2 protein-coding genes and 2 pseudogenes are annotated in these 17259 nt (G+C 56.5%); all 4 read right to left on the bottom strand.

Features of this window, described 5'->3' with window-relative positions; genetic code table 11:
* On the bottom strand, positions 1 to 1524 hold the full coding sequence (locus LOK74_RS02685) for an argininosuccinate lyase (RefSeq protein ID WP_230045089.1): 1524 nt from the start codon (positions 1522 to 1524) through the stop codon (positions 1 to 3).
* A 48-nt stretch (positions 1525 to 1572) separates the two neighbouring features.
* Positions 1573 to 12102: a non-ribosomal peptide synthetase gene (locus tag LOK74_RS02680; protein WP_230045088.1), complete on the bottom strand. Its 10530-nt coding sequence runs from the start codon at positions 12100 to 12102 to the stop codon at positions 1573 to 1575.
* A gap of 33 nt (positions 12103 to 12135) precedes the next feature.
* Positions 12136 to 15336, bottom strand: a pseudogene (locus LOK74_RS24480) (non-ribosomal peptide synthetase); the annotation flags it as partial.
* A gap of 162 nt (positions 15337 to 15498) precedes the next feature.
* Positions 15499 to 17175, bottom strand: a pseudogene (locus tag LOK74_RS24475) (amino acid adenylation domain-containing protein); the annotation flags it as partial.
* Positions 17176 to 17259 lie beyond the last annotated feature (84 nt).

Genomic DNA, 17259 nt, shown 5'->3' with positions numbered 1-17259 from the left:
TTACCTCCTCCCCTTGAGTAGCAAGGCATCGATTTCGGCATAACTGTCGGTCACCCTTCTCTCACGTGTTTGCCATGCTTGATGCAGACCGACCGCCCATTCCTGCTGTTGCTGCAGCAGAGAATCTACTGCTTCCGGGTTGGTCGAGCCTTTTGTCTGCTTCATGTGCAAGCTCTCCTCGACATCAAAAACGCGGTACAACATCTCTTCAGGCAGGGTTAACGGAAAGCCCTGCTGCTGGCAAATCTCCTGCAGCAGCGAGTACTTGACGGCGGTCGGGTCCAGCTTTTGCTCCAGAGCCTGCACGATGTAGCGGCCGGCTATCACCTGTGCCGAGCGATAGGGAATCTGGTTGTGCAGCGAGAGCAGATTGGCCAATGAAAAACCGCCAAAGTAGCCTCGTCGGCAGACGTCGCGCATCCGTTCTTCCTCAAACTGCAGATGCTCCAGCACAGCACGCAGCAGTTTGACGATCGCATTCATCTGGGTAAACATGTCGAGCAGATGTCTGCCGCTCTCTTTCGATGTCTCCACCAGGTTGGTGTAGGCGGTGTTCCGCTGCCCCAGTGAAAAATCCATATAGTAAGCAGTCAGATGGGCTGCCTTGCCCCTGATCCGCTCCAATACCGGAAAGTTCTTTTTTTGCGGCATGGCCGAAGAGATACCTGACAAGGAATCGGGCAGATCGATAAAACCGCATTCACTGCTGCCCCAGTAGATCAGGTCTGTCACAAAACGGCTGATCGTCACGCTCCCATTGGACAATTCGGCGGCAATCCTGAGCACCCACTCCCGTGAAGCGACCGATACCAACGCGTGTGCCTGACTGGCCGAGAATCCGAGCAGCGCTGCGATGTGCTCCCGGTCCCACGGCAGTTCCATCCCGGCCATTGCACCGGCCCCAAACGGACATTTGTCAATGCCGTCGTAGACGAAGAGCAGCCGTTCCAACAGGGAGAGTAGCTGTTCATTTAGTGCGGTAAAGTAAAAGCCGGGTGTCACGATCTGAGCCGATTGATAGTGGGTATAACCCGGCATCGGCAGGGAGAGCGTGCGTTCTGCCAATTGCTTCACAACTGACGATAGGATAAAAAACTCCTTCACGAGATGGATCAGCTGTTGGCGAGCAAACATCAACTGAGCGCATGCCTGAAAGTCGTTTCGACTGCGGTCGGCATGCCAGACGGGCGGGAGATCCGTGATTCTGTTCTCGACAAACCGTTCGATCGCAAAAGCGATGTCCGACATGTTTTGCTTAGGGTCAGCTGTGAGCGATTCAGGCGTAATCAACTCCAGTATCGCCCCCATCTCTGCGACGGTACGCTGAGGGATCAGCCCCATCCTGACGTACTCCAGCAGCATCACTTTTTCGATGAGGATATAGGAAGGAAGTAGATGCTCCAATTCAAAGCGGAACTGGGGTTCAAGGATTTCATCGTGCAGCAGCTTGGTTGGCGCCGAGCTAATTCTACCGGTAAGCGCAACGGTATCTGTTGCTTGCCCTGTTACTTCTTGCCTGGTCATGTGTACTCTACCTCCTTGACGATTTTGCAAATGAGTACCGGAAGCGGTTCATCCTTTGTTGGACAACCAGAAGTGCTCAGCGATCTCACGCAGCTTCGCCGCGAGCGTCTCTGCCAGTCGCTCCACACCGGGCGATTCCAGGATGGTGAAGTGATTGCCGGGAAGCTGATGAAGCTCAATCACACCGTCTGTCACGTTCTCCCACCCGTTTGTCGGACCTCTCTGCGCAGCAAGGCTCTGTGCAGCACGATCGCTAGCCGTAAACAGGACAAGCGGCAGGCCGGACGGTTTCGGCAGATAGCTGCGATAGGCAAACAGGTTGGCACGGAAGACGTAAAACAACTCGCTGAATTCGGTAAACGACATTTGCACCAACTGCTGGGCCGTCAGGGTATCCAGCAGCTGCCGGAGCGCACGCTCCAGCGGAAGCTGGTGCAAGGATTCAAACCAGTCGGGAATCTCATTGTTGTCACTGCTGAGCAAATTTTTTGCAAACATGGCCAGCAAGGTAAGGTCATCCATCTCTTCTGTATCACGGTAAGCATCGGGAAAACTGTCGATCAAAAACAGCCCGGCTACTTCTTCGCCCGCTGCCTGCAGCTGGAGCGCCATCTCATAGGCGACCACCCCGCCGAACGACCAACCACCCAGCACATACGGTCCGCTCTGCTGGACACCTCGGAGCTGCTCGATATAGCTGCTCGCCATCTCCAGTACGCTGTGGCGGGGTCTCCGACCATCGGCCAGCCCTTGTGCCTGCAGACCGTAAAACGGCTGATCCGCCCCCAGCAGTGCCGACAGTCGCTGATAGCAGAAGACACTGCCGCCAATCGGGTGGACAAAGAACAGAGGCTGATTGGATCCGCGAGCTTGAATCGGGATCAGCGACGAGCTATGCTGCTTGTTTCGCTGACGCAGTACGGCAGCCAAATGGGCGATCGTCGGTTCATGAAACAGCGTAGACAGCGGCAAACTCTGCTGGAACTGTTCCTTGATCCGGGCAAACATCCGTACCGCAAGCAGGGAGTGACCGCCCAGTTGGAAAAAGTCGTCCTTGACGCTGATCGGGTGGACGAGCAGCAGTTCTTCCCAGAGGGCAACTAGCTTCGCTTCCCATTCATCTCGCGGAGCGATGTACTCTTTCTGCCGCTGCGCTCTGGTTCGATTAGGAGTGGGGAGCGCATCGCGATCCACTTTTCCGTTCGACGTGAGCGGCAGTCCATCCACGAAGACAAAGTCAGTTGGCATCATGTACGTCGGTACCTTTTGCCGCAGGTACTCCCGCAGTGCCTCATACGCTGAGTTGATGGGAGAAGCTGCGACCACGTAGGCGATGAGACGCTTGTCGCCAGGCTGTACTTCTCTGACCGACACGACGCACTCCTCAACGGCTGGATGCAAGCGCAGAACTGCTTCAATCTCGCCCAATTCGATTCGGTAGCCGCGTATTTTTACTTGGAAATCGATGCGTCCCAGATAATCGATGGTGCCGTCCGGCAGATAACGGGCCAGGTCACCGGTCCGGTAGAGCCGCTCACCTGTGCCGGCTCGGAACGGATCTTCGATAAACCGGTCCTTGGTCAATTCCGGGCGGTTCAGGTACCCGCGGGCAACCCCCGCCCCGCCGATGCAGATCTCGCCTGGCACCCCGATCGGGACCGGCTGCCGATTGGCATCCAACAGGTAGATTCGCGTGTTGGCAATCGGCCTGCCGATCGGCACGGTCTCGCCATATTCCGATTGTGCCGAAACCTGATGCACAATGCAGCCCACGACCGTTTCCGTCGGACCGTATTCGTTGAAGAGCAAGGTGTCAGGCGCATGCTGACGCCAGTACGACACCGTTTCCGGCGACAGTGCCTCTCCCCCGATCACAAGTGATTTGCTGCATCTCGCCAGCTCCCCAGGCGCCAACTGCTGATTCAGTACTTCGAGGTGAGCAGGCGTTATTTTTACCAGGCTGAAGGGGCCAGACTCTTTCAACAGACGGCCTAGTTCATCTACCCTGGCCTCTTCGGGCAAAAATACCACCTTTTTTCCGGCCAGAAGCGGAACGAACATACTGGTAATGGTTAAGTCGAAGGCCACCGACGAATGGACGGGAGCACCCTCTCCTGCTGCTACGGGGTACGCTTTTTGACACCAGTGGAGGTAGTTGACCAGCCCACGCTGAACGATCATAACTCCTTTTGGTGTTCCCGTAGACCCGGAGGTGTAGATCACATAGGCAAGCTGTTCCGGTGAGGTCGGCAGATCCAAGCTGTGATCAGGCTGGTGCTGGATACGGCTCCACTCGGCATCCAGACTGATCTGTTTGGTTGTTGTCTGGGGCAGTCGGCTGCGCAGCCGCTCCTGGGTGACCAAAAGCACTGGGGCGGCATCACTGAGGATGAAGGCGATTCGCTCTGCTGGATAGGCGGGATCGATGGGGACGTAGGCACCGCCGGCCTTAAAGATGCCCAAGACCGCCACGAGCAGTTCCAAAGAGCGTTCCATGCAGACGCCAACCAGTTTTTCCGGTCCTGCCCCCATTGACTGCAAGTACGCTGCCAATTGGTTGGCCCGCTGATTCAACTCACGATACGTCAACTGCTGATCGCCAAAGACAGCTGCCGGTGCGTCAGGCGTTCGTTTTACCTGCTGCTCGAACAGTTGGTGAAATGCCTTGTCGGCTGGGTACTCCGCTGCTGTGTCGTTCCATTCCACCAGCAATTGATGCTGTTCCGCGTCTGTGAGTAGCGGCAGATGAGACAGGCTGCATTCCGGCTGCCGCACGATCGCTTCCAGCAGTGTCTGCAAATGGCCGATCATCCGTTGTATGGTGGCTGCTTCAAAGAGATCGGTATTATACTCAAACCACCCGCGCATCCCCTGTCCAGACTCTTCCATAAACAAGGTAAGGTCAAACTTGCTGACCGTCGTCTCTACCTGCAGCGGACGGAAGGTGACATCTGACAGCACCACCTCCCCTTTGGGAGAGTTCTGCAGCACGAACATCACTTGAAACAGCGGTGAGTGGCTTAGCGTCCGCACCGGGTTTAACTGCTCCACCAGCTTTTCAAACGGCATATCTTGATGGGCGAAAGCGTCCAGTGCCGTTGTTTTCACCCTGCCCAGCCATTCCCTGAAGGTCAAGCTCTCTTCCAGCCTGGTCCGCAAGACCAGCGTATTGACAAAGAATCCGATCAATTGTTCCAGTTGATCATTGGCCCGGTTGGCTATCGGTGTCCCCACCAGCAGATCACGCTGGCCTGTATAGCGGTAGAGCAGCGTCTTAAATGCAGCCAACAAGGTCATAAACAGCGTAGCACCTTCCCGTTGTCCTAGCTGTTTCAACGCTTCCGTCAGTTCCGCGGACAGCGTGAACGACTCCGCCGCACCACGGTACGTTTGCACTGCAGGACGGGGCCGATCTGTCGGCAGCTGCAGGACCGGCAGCTGTCCGCCGAGCTGTCGGGTCCAGTAGCGAAGTTGAGCGTCTGCGTCCTCACTTTGGAACCATTCCTTTTGCCACTGGGTGTAATCGGCGTATTGCAGGGGCAGTGCTGGAAGTGATGGGGTGTTTGCTGCCGCATAGCTCTGATACAATAAGCCGAATTCCCGGAACAAGACGCCGAATGACCAACCGTCCGAAATGATGTGATGCATGTTGCACAGCAGCAGGTGTTCTGTTTCGTCCAACCGCAGCAGGTAAAACCGGATCAACGGTCCATTGTACAGATCAAACGGTCGACTCGCTTCTTCCCGCATGATTCGCTCCGCTTCCGCATGTCGCCGGGCAGCGGGATGATCCCGCAAATCAAGAACAGGGACGGAAACAGAGCTTGCCGGATGAATCTTTTGCATCGGTTGACCGTCTACTTCCACAAAACTGGTGCGCAGCGATTCGTGTCGTCGGACGATCTCCTGGAAAGCCAGCTCCAGTGCCGACACGGACAGCTTCCCGTGCAGGCGGATCGCCCCGGGAACATGGTACATCGTCGTACCCGGTTCCATCTGTTCGAAAAACCAGACCCGCTCCTGCGCAAAGGACAACGGAGCCAGTTCTTGGCCAGCCGCCTCAAGCCGAACGGCTGTCTGGAGCTGTCCCGTCCCCATCCGCTCCTCGATCAGGGCAGCCAGTTCGGCGATCGTCGGCTGCTCAAAAAATGCTTTTAACGGCAGGTTTACGTTGAATTGGGCAGCAACCCGGGAGACCACCTGCATCGCCAGCAAGGAGTGGCCGCCCAGTTCAAAGAAGTTGTCGTTGATGCCGATCGGGCTTAGGCCTAGCATCTCCGACCAAATCTCGACCAGCGCTTGTTCCACCGGTGTACCCGCCGCTGCGACTACCCGTTCCTGCTTGATCGCTGCCTCCTCGGGCGCCGGCAGCGCTTGGCGATCCACTTTTCCATTTGCCGTCAGCGGAAAGCGGTCCAACAGAATAAACAGGGACGGGATCATGTATTCAGGGATGCGCTCCTGCAAAAAGGAACGTAATTCTGCTGTCGTCGGTTTCTGCTGTCGTACAACGGCGAGGTAGGCAACCAGCCGCTTGTCGCCGTTTTCTCTCTGCCAGACTCGCACAACACTGCCCTGTACATCGGGATGTTGATCCAACACCGCTTCCAACTCACCCAATTCAATGCGGAACCCGCGGATTTTCACCTGGTTGTCGATGCGACCGAGAAACTCGATGTTGCCGTCCGCACGATAGCGCACCAGGTCTCCGGTCTTGTATAACCGCTCCAGGGGATTGCCCGAAAAAGGATGAGAAACAAACCGTTCGCGGGTCAACTCCGGCTGGTTCAGGTAGCCATCAGCCAATCCATCTCCGCCGATGTAGAGCTCTCCGGCCACGCCAACCGGCACCGGCTGCATGTGCCGATCGAGAATATAGACTTGCGTATTGGCGATGGGTCTGCCAATCGGCACCGATCCTTGCAGCTCCCCTACATCCTGTACTGGGTAGCAGCAGGTAAAGGTGGTGCCCTCTGTCGGACCGTATCCGTTGATCAGCAGAGTGTCAGGCAACGCCTCCCGCACCTTTCGCACATGCGACAGAGAGAGAACATCACCGCCAGCGAGCAGCTGTTTAACCGATGACAAATCTTCCAGACGCTGCTCCACCATTTGATGGAACAAGCCAGCGGTCAGCCACAAGGTAGTCACCTGATACTGGCGCAGTACACTCCCCAGCTCTGCCAGTGACGCTTTGCTGTCCGGATAGAGCACCAGCCGCGCCCCGTTTAGCAGACTGCCCCAGATCTCAAATGTGGAAGCGTCAAACGAGACAGGGGAGAACTGCAGAAAGACATCTTCTGTCGAGAAAGAAGCGTAGTGATTTCCTTTGACCAGGCGGACCACCCCGCGATGGGGAACACACACCCCTTTTGGCCTTCCGGTGGAGCCGGACGTGTACATTACGTACGCAAGATCGTCTGCCGATGTTTGCATAGCCGTGTGATCCGTGCTTTCGGCCGCGATGCGATCCCTGTCTCGGTCGAGCATCACCTGACTCAAGCCATGTTCCGGCAGTACTTCCGCCGTCTTGTGATCCGTCAGCAGAATGGTCGCCCGCGCATCCTCCAGCATATAGGCCAGCCGCTCCCTGGGGTAAGCCGGGTCGAGCGGCAGAAATGCCCCGCCCGCTTTTAGAATGGCCACGAGCGAAACGATCAACTCCAGGGAACGATGCAGGCAGACACCAACCAGTTCTCCCTGCTTTAGCCCTTGCTTTTGCAAATAATGAGCTAGTTGATTAGCCCGCTGATCCAGCTGTTGATACGTCATCTGCTCCGTCCCGCATATCAGAGCGACGGCATCAGGAGTCCGCGCAGCCTGTTCGGCAAACAACCGATCGATGCTGGCATCACGAGGGTAATCCGTGCTGGTCTTGTTCCAGCCTACCAGCAGCTGTTCACGTTCTTCCGCTGTCAACAGCGGCAGCTTGCCAAGCGGCTGTTCCGGGTTGGCGGCAACCCCCTGCAGCAGGTTTTCAAAGTGATGCACCATCCGCTCGACAGTGCTGGCGTCAAACAAGTCAGCATTGTACTCCAGATAACCGTGAAGTTGATCAGTTGCTTCTCGCATCGACAGGGTTAGATCAAATTTTGCCGTTCCGCTGTCCACTTCAAGCGGTTCCAGCGTCAATCCAGACAGACTCGGGCTTTCTGCAGGCGCGTTTTGCAGAACAAACATCACCTGGAACAGAGCCGAACTGCTTCGGCTGCGATGGGAGGAGAACTCAGCCACCAACCGCTCAAACGGTACATCCTGGTGGGCAAAGGCGTCCAGCGACGTTTGCCGCACCTGTTCCAGGTACGCGCGGAATGTCTGGCTGGAGTCAGGGAAACTTCGCATCACCAGCGTATTGACAAAAAATCCGATCAGCCCTTCCCATTCGCGCCGATTGCGATTGGCGACGGCAGAACCCACGACAATATCGTCCTGCCCGCTGTAGCGGTGCAGCAGTGTCTTAAAGGCCGCCAACAAGACCATGTACAACGTCGTCCCTGTCTGGGCGCACAACTGTTTCAGCGCACCGGTCAATTGTCTAGACAGGATGAAGCGGTGAGACGCCCCTCGATACGTCTGCGCTGCCAGCCGTGGGCGGTCGGTCGGAAGCTGTAGAACCGGCAGTTCTCCATCCAATTGTCGCTTCCAGTAGGCAAGCTGTTTTTCCAGTCTGTATCCTTGCAGCCACTGCCGCTGCCAGCAGGCGTAGTCCACATATTGCAGCGGCAAATCGGGCAGCGGCGAAGAGGACCCGCTGACAAACGCATTGTACAATTGGGTCAATTCGCTGATCAGGACACCGACTGACCAACCATCCGCGCTGATATGATGCAGCGTGATCAGCAAGACGTGCTCTTCCTGATTCAGTTTGACCAGCGTGGTTCGCAGCATCGGCCCGGTTGACAGATCGAACGGCAGAGATGCTTCCTTTCGCGCCAGCAGCCGCCACTCGTCTTCTCGTTGTTGGAGGGGGACGTGCTGCAGGTCAACGATGGGCAGCGGGATCGCGCAATCTGGGGCAATCACCTGTAGCGCGCTGCCGTTTGCTGCCACATAGGTCGTACGTAGCGAAGCATGTCTCTTGACAATCTCGGCAAAGCTGTGTTCCAGTGCCTTCACGTCAAGCGGACCACGCAGACGAACGGCACCCGGGATGTTGTAGGTGGCTGTCCCCGTTTCGTACTGTTCAAAGAACCAGACCCGCTCCTGGGCGAAGGATAGCGGCAATTCCCCTTCCTTCGCGACAGGTTTGATCGCCGGTACCTGCTCTGCGTCCAGACCCTCCAGCATAGCGGTTACTTCTTCCGCAAACGCCTGCAGCGTAGGTGCCTCAAACAAGCTTTTCAATGGGACCTCTATCCCAAAACGTTCATTGATCCGCAAAATCACTTGTGTGGCCAACAGCGAATGACCACCCAATTCAAAGAAGTGATCGTAGAGGCCAATCTGCTCTACTTTTAGCACCTCAGCCCAGATCTGGGCGATGATCGTTTCCACGAATGTGGATGGCGCTGCGTATTCCCGCTCAGTGTCGCGAACGGCGGGATCAGGGTCCGGCAGTGCCCGTCGATCTACCTTGCCATTCGGCGTCAGCGGCAGGGACTCCATCCAGACACAAACTGCAGGGAGCATGTACTCCGGCAGTCGCTTCAGCAGGAAGCTGCGCAGCTTCTCCAAGACAGGAGTATCGCTGCCCTCTGCGACCAAATAAGCGATCAGCCGTTTGTCACTGATCACATCATCGCGGACAATCACAACCGCATCGCGAATGTCCGGATGGGCACGCAAGGCTGCTTCGACTTCGCCCAATTCGATGCGATACCCCCGCACTTTTACCTGATAATCGTTGCGCCCGATGTACTCGATCGTCCCATCGGTCAAATAGCGGGCCACGTCACCCGTCCGGTATAACCGTTCTTTGCCGACTCCGTCAAATGTATGATTGATAAACCTCTCTGCCGTCAGCTCGGGTCGATTCCAGTAGCCGCCCGCCAGTGCGTCACCGCCGATATATAGTTCTCCTGGTACGCCAATGGGAACAGGCTGCAGATGAGCATCAAGCAGATAAATCCGTACGTTGTCGATTGGCCGGCCAATTGGCGGCAGCGCAGGCCACTTCTCAGGTTCGCTAGGCAAAAGATAAGATGTGACGACGTGGCTCTCCGATGGTCCGTAGTGATTAAACAGGCGGCAGTTGTTCAACTTCTGCAACCATCCGGAGATTTGCCGTGTCAACTGCAACTGCTCTCCAGCCGTAATCAACTCACGCAGCCGTGGGGGTATGATCCCGCTCATGTTTCCTGCCTGAGCCAGTTGCTGCAGGGCCACAAACGGCAAAAACAGCCTTTCTACCTCCTGTTCAGCAATAAAGGTGAGTAGTTTGAGCGGATCTTGCCTATCCTCTTCGTCCAAGACCAACAGGCTGCCGCCTGAACTGAGCGTAGAGAAAATTTCCTGAAAGGAAACGTCAAAACTGAGTGAAGCGAATTGGGCCGTGCGAGCGGCAACGGGAGCGGAAAACGACTTCACCTGCCAAGCAAGCAGGTTGCTTAAGGGTCTGTGGGGCATCATCACCCCTTTTGGCTTTCCAGTTGAGCCCGATGTGTAGATGACGTAGGCCAAATGCTCCGGCTTCGCCTCGGCGCTCGGCTGACTTTCGCTCTCCCTGGCCATCGTTGGCCAATCTGCATCGATCCGAATCAGGTGTACACCCTTGGAGGCGGGAAGCGTATCGAAAATCTCCGCTTCCGTGATCAGTACGGTCACACCACTGTCCTCCAGCATGTAAGAGATGCGATCTGCCGGGTACGTGGGATCAATCGGCACGTAAGCACCTCCCGCCTTGAGAATCCCCAGCAAGGCCACAACCATATCAACAGAACGCTGCAGAGATACTCCCACCAGCCGATCGGGACCAACATCCTGCTTCAACAGGTAATGCGCCAATTGATTGGCTCTCCTGTCCAGTTCTGCATAGGTGAGGACTTGCGTCCGATCCGCTGCCGCGATGGCATGGGGCGTTTTTGCAACCTGCGCCTCCACCAAGTGGTGCACACACATCTCTCTGCCCGATTCATCAGACGCGGTCTGGTTCCACTCCACCAGCAGCCGGTGCCGCTCCTCTTCCGGCATCACCTGCAACTGCGACAACGGCTGCATGGGATCGCGGACAATACTGGCCAACAGCGTCTCAAAGTGGCGGAACAGGCGAATGACCGTCTGCTGTTCAAACAGATCGGTATTGTACTCGATGGCTACGGTCAACCGGTCTGCTTGTTCCGTACACGAGAGGGTGAGGTCAAACTTGGACGTGCCGCTGTCCAGAATCGTATGCTCCAGGTGAAGGTCGGGAAGCCTCATCTCTTCCCGCGGGGCATTCTGCAGGATAAACATCACCTGAAACAGAGGAGGATATCTTACATCCCGTTTTGGCAGCATCTCGGCAACCAATTGTTCAAAGGGGACATCCTGATGAGCGTATGCCTCCAGCGCCACTTCACGAATCTGGTCCAGGTACTCGCGAAAGGTGAGCGTCCCGGCAGGTTGACTGCGCAGGACCAGGGTGTTGACAAAGAAACCGATCAAGCCTTCCGTCTCACTGCGGTTTCGGTTGGCAATCGGTGAGCCGACCAGGATATCCTCCTGGCCGGTATAGCGGAACAGCAGGGTCTTGAAGGCTGCGAGCAAACTCATAAACAAGGTCGCCCCGGTCTGTCTGCCCATCTCCCTCAGTGCTTGCGTCAGTTCGGCCGAGAGGGAAAAGCGCTCGACGCCACCCCTGTAGGTCTGAGCGGGCGGACGCGGACGATCCGTAGGCAGCTGCAAGATAGGCAGGCTGCCGGACAGCTTCTGCTTCCAGTAGCTTTGTTGTCTGGCAAACTCCGGTCCATTGGCCCACTCGCGCTGCCAGCAGGCAAAGTCGGCGTACTGGATCGGCATAGGCGGGAGAGGGGAAGGCTGTTGATGATAATAAGCTTCATACAGTTTCATGGTCTCCTCGATAAACACGCCCAGCGACCAGCCGTCTGCCGCAATATGATGGATGGTAATCAACAGCAGGTGCTCTCTCTCACCAAGCCTCAGCAACGTCGTCCGTAGCATCCGATCGTCTGTCAGCCGGAAGGAGCGTTCTGCTTCCATTTTGACCAACCGACTCACTTCCCGCTCCTGTTCGGCAGCAGACCGCGCTTCCAGCGAAATCAACTCAATCCGCACCGGCTGCGGCGGATGGATCACTTGTACAGCTTCCCCTTCAACCGCAGCATAGGTGGTCCGCAGTATCTCATGTCGCTTCACAATCTCTGAGAAACACTGTTCCAGGATGTCGATGCGAAGCCACCCTTTCAAACGTATAGCGTAGCAGAGATTGTAAACCGGGCTGTCCGGTTCATACTGGTCCAGAAACCAGAGACGCTGCTGGGCGAAAGAGAGCGGAATCCTCTCCCCTCGCGGACGGGCGGTAATCTGCTCGCCCGCGGGGTTTTGCTGCCGCTGTCGCTCCAGCATTTTTTCAAGCAGAGCGCGTTTCACTGGCGAAAGTTCTGCGACGCGATTCGGATCGTTCGATTTTACTTCTTGCATGCTGCACCTCCGGCATCCACTTCCGTAATTGGGTTACTTCTTTTCCCACTGTTGAAGTAAAGCCTCTGCCTCTTCATCCGACAATTGTTCAAGCTGATTGAGCAGGTCGCCCAGTTCGTCATCGGGCTGCGGCTTCAGAGCCATCTCTACCTTCTCTGCCAACTGCCCCAGTGTAGGAGCCTCAAACAGCGTCCGCAGCGGCAGTTCGATCTGATACGCTTTTCGGATGCGGGAAATCAACTGTGTCGCCAGCAGCGAATGCCCTCCCTGCTCCATAAAGTGATCGTCAACACCAACCCGCTCATATCCCAGCACTTGCCCCCAGATCGACGCCAGTTCCTGCTCCAACGGGGTACGAGGGGCGACATAACGGTCTTCTTCCGTCTCATCGACAATCGGAGCAGGCAGCGCTTTCCGGTCAATCTTGCCGTTCAATGTCAGCGGAAACTCTGCCAACTGCACGAAGAACGAGGGAATCATATGCTCCGGCAGCTGTTTGAGCAGGAAGCTGCGCAGCTCTGTTTTCGTCGGGCTCATCCCGGGTGCGGCCACGAAATACGCGGCCAAACGCTTTTCGCCGTGCTGGTCCTCTTTGGCTACAACAGCCACGTGCTCAATCGCCGGATGTTTGCCAAGCTGCGATTCGATCTCACCCAGTTCGATGCGGAATCCGCGAATTTTCACCTGGTGATCGATCCGTCCCAGGAACTCATACAAGCCGTCCGGTCTCCGCCGAACCAGATCACCCGTTTTGTAGAGACGGGGATTGGCCCCTGCGGCGAACGGATTGGTCAAAAATGTCTCCGCGTTTTTCTCTGGCGCCTTCAGGTAGCCGCGGCCAACACCGATCCCCCCGATGTACAGCTCTCCGGCGACGCCAACCGGCACGGGCTGCCGGTGACGATCCAGCACGTACATCTGCATGTTGGCAATCGGCCGTCCGATCGGGATTGATGTCACATCATCTGCAGGCGGTTCGCTGATAAAGTGATGCATCACATCATCGGAACACTCGGTAGGGCCGTATGCATTGATCAGATGAGCGTGCGGATAGTGCTGCAGCCATTTGCGGCACAATTCCGGCGGCAGGACTTCGCCGTTGGGAATCATCCATCTGAGATCGGTCAGGTCAGGTTTGGCCGATGCCTCTCGCAGGGAAATCTCCTCCAACATTGCTCGCAGCAAAGAGGGAACCGTCTCGACAATGGTTAGGCGGAACCGCTCCATCGCATCCAGCTGTCTGGAGGGGTCAAAGGCATCCTCATCTTTTAAAATCACCACGCATCCGCCAGTCAGCATCACCGCAAACAACTGCCAGACGGAAATATCGACACAGTGGGAAGAGTTTTGCGCTACGCGATCCGCATCGCTCATGCCCAGTTCATCAACCTTGGCGTACAGGTGGTTCACCATGCCGCGATGCTCGACCATCGCTCCCTTGGGCCTGCCGGTCGAACCGGACGTGTAGATGACGTAAGCGACATCTTCCGGCTTGCAGCCGCTGTCTACCGGCTGATCGCTCTCTTGGGCAATCTCCTCCCAGTCGCTGTCCAGGCAGATGGCGATTCCTGCCTTGTCCGGGAATGTCTGCTTCAACGACTCATAGGTGAGCAGCAGCTTCATCTCAGCGTCCTCGATCATGTAGGAGAGCCGCTCCTTGGGATAGGCAGGGTCAAGCGGTACGTATATGCCACCCGCCTTGAAGATCGCCATGATCGCAATCACCCAATCCAGATTGCGCTCGCCAAAGTATCCGACAAATACGTCTCGGCCCACTCCCCTCGCCCGCAGGTATCTGGCCAGTTGGTTCGACTTTTTCTCCAATTCAGAATAGGTCAAGGCGTTTTGCTCAAACCAGACAACGGGCCTCTCCGCTGTCCGGGACGCCTGTCTGGCAAACAGTTCCGTAAAGAGCACATCGACCGGATAATCGGCATAGCGGCTGTTCTGTTCTCCCAGCAAGTGCTGCAGCTCTTCTGCGCTGAGGAAAGCGTTTGTTTCATGTCGTCCCTGCGGGTCTGCCACGATCGCCTGCAGTACGTTCTGGTAGTAGCCGGCGATTTTCTCTACTTGGCCGGCGGTCAGTTCATCCACTTCAAAATCCAGGGCAAACTGAATCTGCCGGGTGTTGACGTCCAGCGTAAACTGGGCCGTCAGCGGTACATAGGTGTAATCCGACTGGGACGCACTCAGCATCTCCACATTGGACAGACGGTTGACCTGTTCGGCTACGTGGAAGTGCGTGTAGTTAAAGACCACATCGAACAATGGCTGCCCGGCACTGTGCTGCCGCTGCAGCTCCACCAGCGGGTATCGGCGGTAGGGCAGCAGTTCCCGTTCGGCGGCAAATGCCTGTTTGATCAACTCTTCCCAGGTAGCTTGCGACACATCCATCCGCAGCGGCAGCGTGTTTAAGAAAATACCCAACACGTTTTCCCCGTCGCTATGCTCCAGACGTCCATTGGCAATCAGGCCGGTCGTGACATCCGTTTGTCCGGTCACGATGCTGAGCACCTTCATATGAGCGGCCAGCAGTACGTTTTTCAACGGGACCCCTAAGGATTCGGCCAGTGTCCGCAACCCCTCGCTAACTTCCGGCGACAGCGGCACCCAGATCCGATCTTTCTGCTGGTCCATCTCTGCCCGTTTTTTCTCCTGCTGTTTCATTTCCGGGAGCCGGTACAACGGGGTATTCACGTAATCCTCAAGCTTTCGATTCCAGAACTGTTTCGCTTCCTCCGACTGCAGGGTTTGCTGTTCCAACTCGACGAACTGGCGGTACGTACTGGATAGCGGCGGTTGGTCAGCCAACTGCTGCCCGGCTATGATCGCCGAGTAATCCGTGATCAACTCGGTGATTAGCGAGACGACGCTCCAGCCATCCAGAAACGGCTCAATCAACACCAGTTGAAACTCTTCATCAGAGAAGCGGCAGACGTAAAAACGGCATAACCCCGGTTGCTGCCAGTCAAACGGCGTTCTCCGCTCCCTCTCTAATCTTGCCGCCAGGCGTGCACTCTGCTCTCGCGCAGGCAGCGTACGCAAGTCCTCTACATCCAGAGAGAGCTTCGCCTCCCTGTAGACCAACTGCAGCGGTTGGCTGAAATGCTGATGGTCAAAAGAGGTCCGCAGGATCGGATGGCGGGCGGCCAACCGATCCAGTACAATCTCCAGCGCCTCCCGCTCAAACGGAGCGCGCAGACGGTAGCTGGAGATGTATACCTGATAGTCGGACGATACCTCACTGTGATAGACAAACGCCGCCTGAGTCGTACTCAACGGATAGGCATCTTCGACTCCGTCCATGACAGCGAGTCGATCTTCGGCAGAAATCAGGCTAAACGGCTCCACCGCCGCCATATGCTGCTGTTCCGACCCTTTTGCCCCCACCTGCGCCACCTGGGCCAACTGGCGAATCGTCTGGTGCTGGAACAAATCCTGGATAGTCAGGTGCAGACCACGTTCCTTGGCCTCTGACAAGATGCGAATGCTGCGGATCGAATCGCCGCCAAGCTGAAAGAAGTTGTCGTCAATTCCCACCTTTTCGACACCTAGGACGTTTTGCCAGACGGAGACCAGCACCTCCTCTTCCGGAGTAGAAGGGGGCACGTAACTGGTCATCGTGTCCGGAGTGGCGTGGGTGATCGCCAACAGCGCTTTCCGGTCAACCTTGCCGTTTTCCGTGATCGGCATGGCCTCAAGCAGATAGATGGCGGACGGTACCATAAACGCAGGCAGTCGGTCCTGCAAGTAGCGTCGTAGTTCGCCGACATCGAGGGAAGCAGATGCGGCGGTCACCACATATGCCGCCAGTTGCTTCTCCCCGTGCAGGTCGTTGCGCGCCAATACGACATTGTCCCGTACCGCTGGATGTTTGGAGAGAACCGCTTCGATCTCGTTCAGTTCGATACGGAAGCCTCTCACCTTTACCTGATGATCGATCCTGCCCAGGTACTCGATGTCGCCGTTGGCGTGGCAGCGGGCCAAGTCACCGGAACGGTACAAGCGTTGTGATTCGTCATATGGATTGACGATAAATCTCTCTGCTGTCAGGTCCGGACGGTTGAGATACCCTCTCGCTACGCCGGCTCCACCGACAAACATCTCTCCGGCCACTCCGACAGGAACCGGCTGCAGATGTTGGTCCAGGATATAGATCTGCAAGTCGGGAATCGGCCTGCCGATAAAGCTGTTTCGCTGCTGCAAATCCCGCTTGGACAGCGGACGGTAGGTAACGTGAACGGTTGTTTCCGTAATTCCGTACATGTTGACCAACTGCGGCGATTGATCGCCATGACGCTCAAACCACGGAGCCAGCGACTGGATATCGAGTGCTTCGCCGCCAAAGATCACCAAGCGCAAGGCAAGCTGGTCGGAGACTCCGATCGCTTCCTCCGCTCGAATCAACTGTGCAAAGGCGGAAGGGGTCTGATTTAAAACGGTTACCCCCTCTTCGCACAGCAGCCGGTAAAAATCTTCCGGCGAACGGCTGACCAGGTATGGAACGATGACCAACCGGCCGCCGTACAGCAGCGCGCCCCAGATTTCCCATACGGAAAAGTCAAAGGCAAATGAATGGAACAAACTCCAGACGTCTTGCTCGTTGAATGCGTACCAAGGCTGTGTGGCCTGGAACAGGCGGACTACTTGATAATGCGGGATCATGACCCCCTTTGGTTTGCCCGTCGACCCTGACGTGTAGATCACGTAGGCCAACTGATCAGGTGACCCGTCCTGGTTCAGGTTTTCGCTGCTGTTGGTCGCGATTTGCGGCCAGTCGGCATCAAGGCAGATCACTTGTGCATCGCTTTGCGGCAGCTCCGGCAGCAACCGCTGCTGCGTCAAGATAACCGGCACTTGCGCATCGCTCAGCATAAAGTGGAGCCGCTCTTTTGGATAAGCCGGATCAAGCGGCAGGTAGGCCCCTCCTGCTTTGAGGATGCCGAGAATGCCGACAATCATCTCGATCGATCGCTCCACAGCCAGGCCGACGAGCACTTCCGGACCTACGCCCAACTTCCGCAACTGGTGAGCCAGTTGGTTGGCCCGGCTGTTCAGTTCGCCATAGGTGAGGCGTTCTTCGCCGCATACGACGGCTACCTTGGCCGCCTGCAGGTTGGCTTGCCGCTCAAACCACTGGTGAATCGTCTGCTCTTT

Source organism: Brevibacillus humidisoli, assembly GCF_020923435.1.
Lineage (GTDB): Bacteria > Bacillota > Bacilli > Brevibacillales > Brevibacillaceae > Brevibacillus_E > Brevibacillus_E humidisoli.
The sequence above is the reverse complement of the archived record's forward strand: the minus strand, read 5'-3'. Positions and strand labels throughout refer to the sequence as shown.

Excerpts from the sequence above, each read along its gene's own strand:
- LOK74_RS02680 (WP_230045088.1), bottom strand. The coding sequence starts at position 12,102 with ATGCAAGAAGTAAAATCGAACGATCCGAATCGCGTCGCAGAACTTTCG.
- LOK74_RS02685 (WP_230045089.1), bottom strand. The coding sequence starts at position 1,524 with ATGACCAGGCAAGAAGTAACAGGGCAAGCAACAGATACCGTTGCGCTT.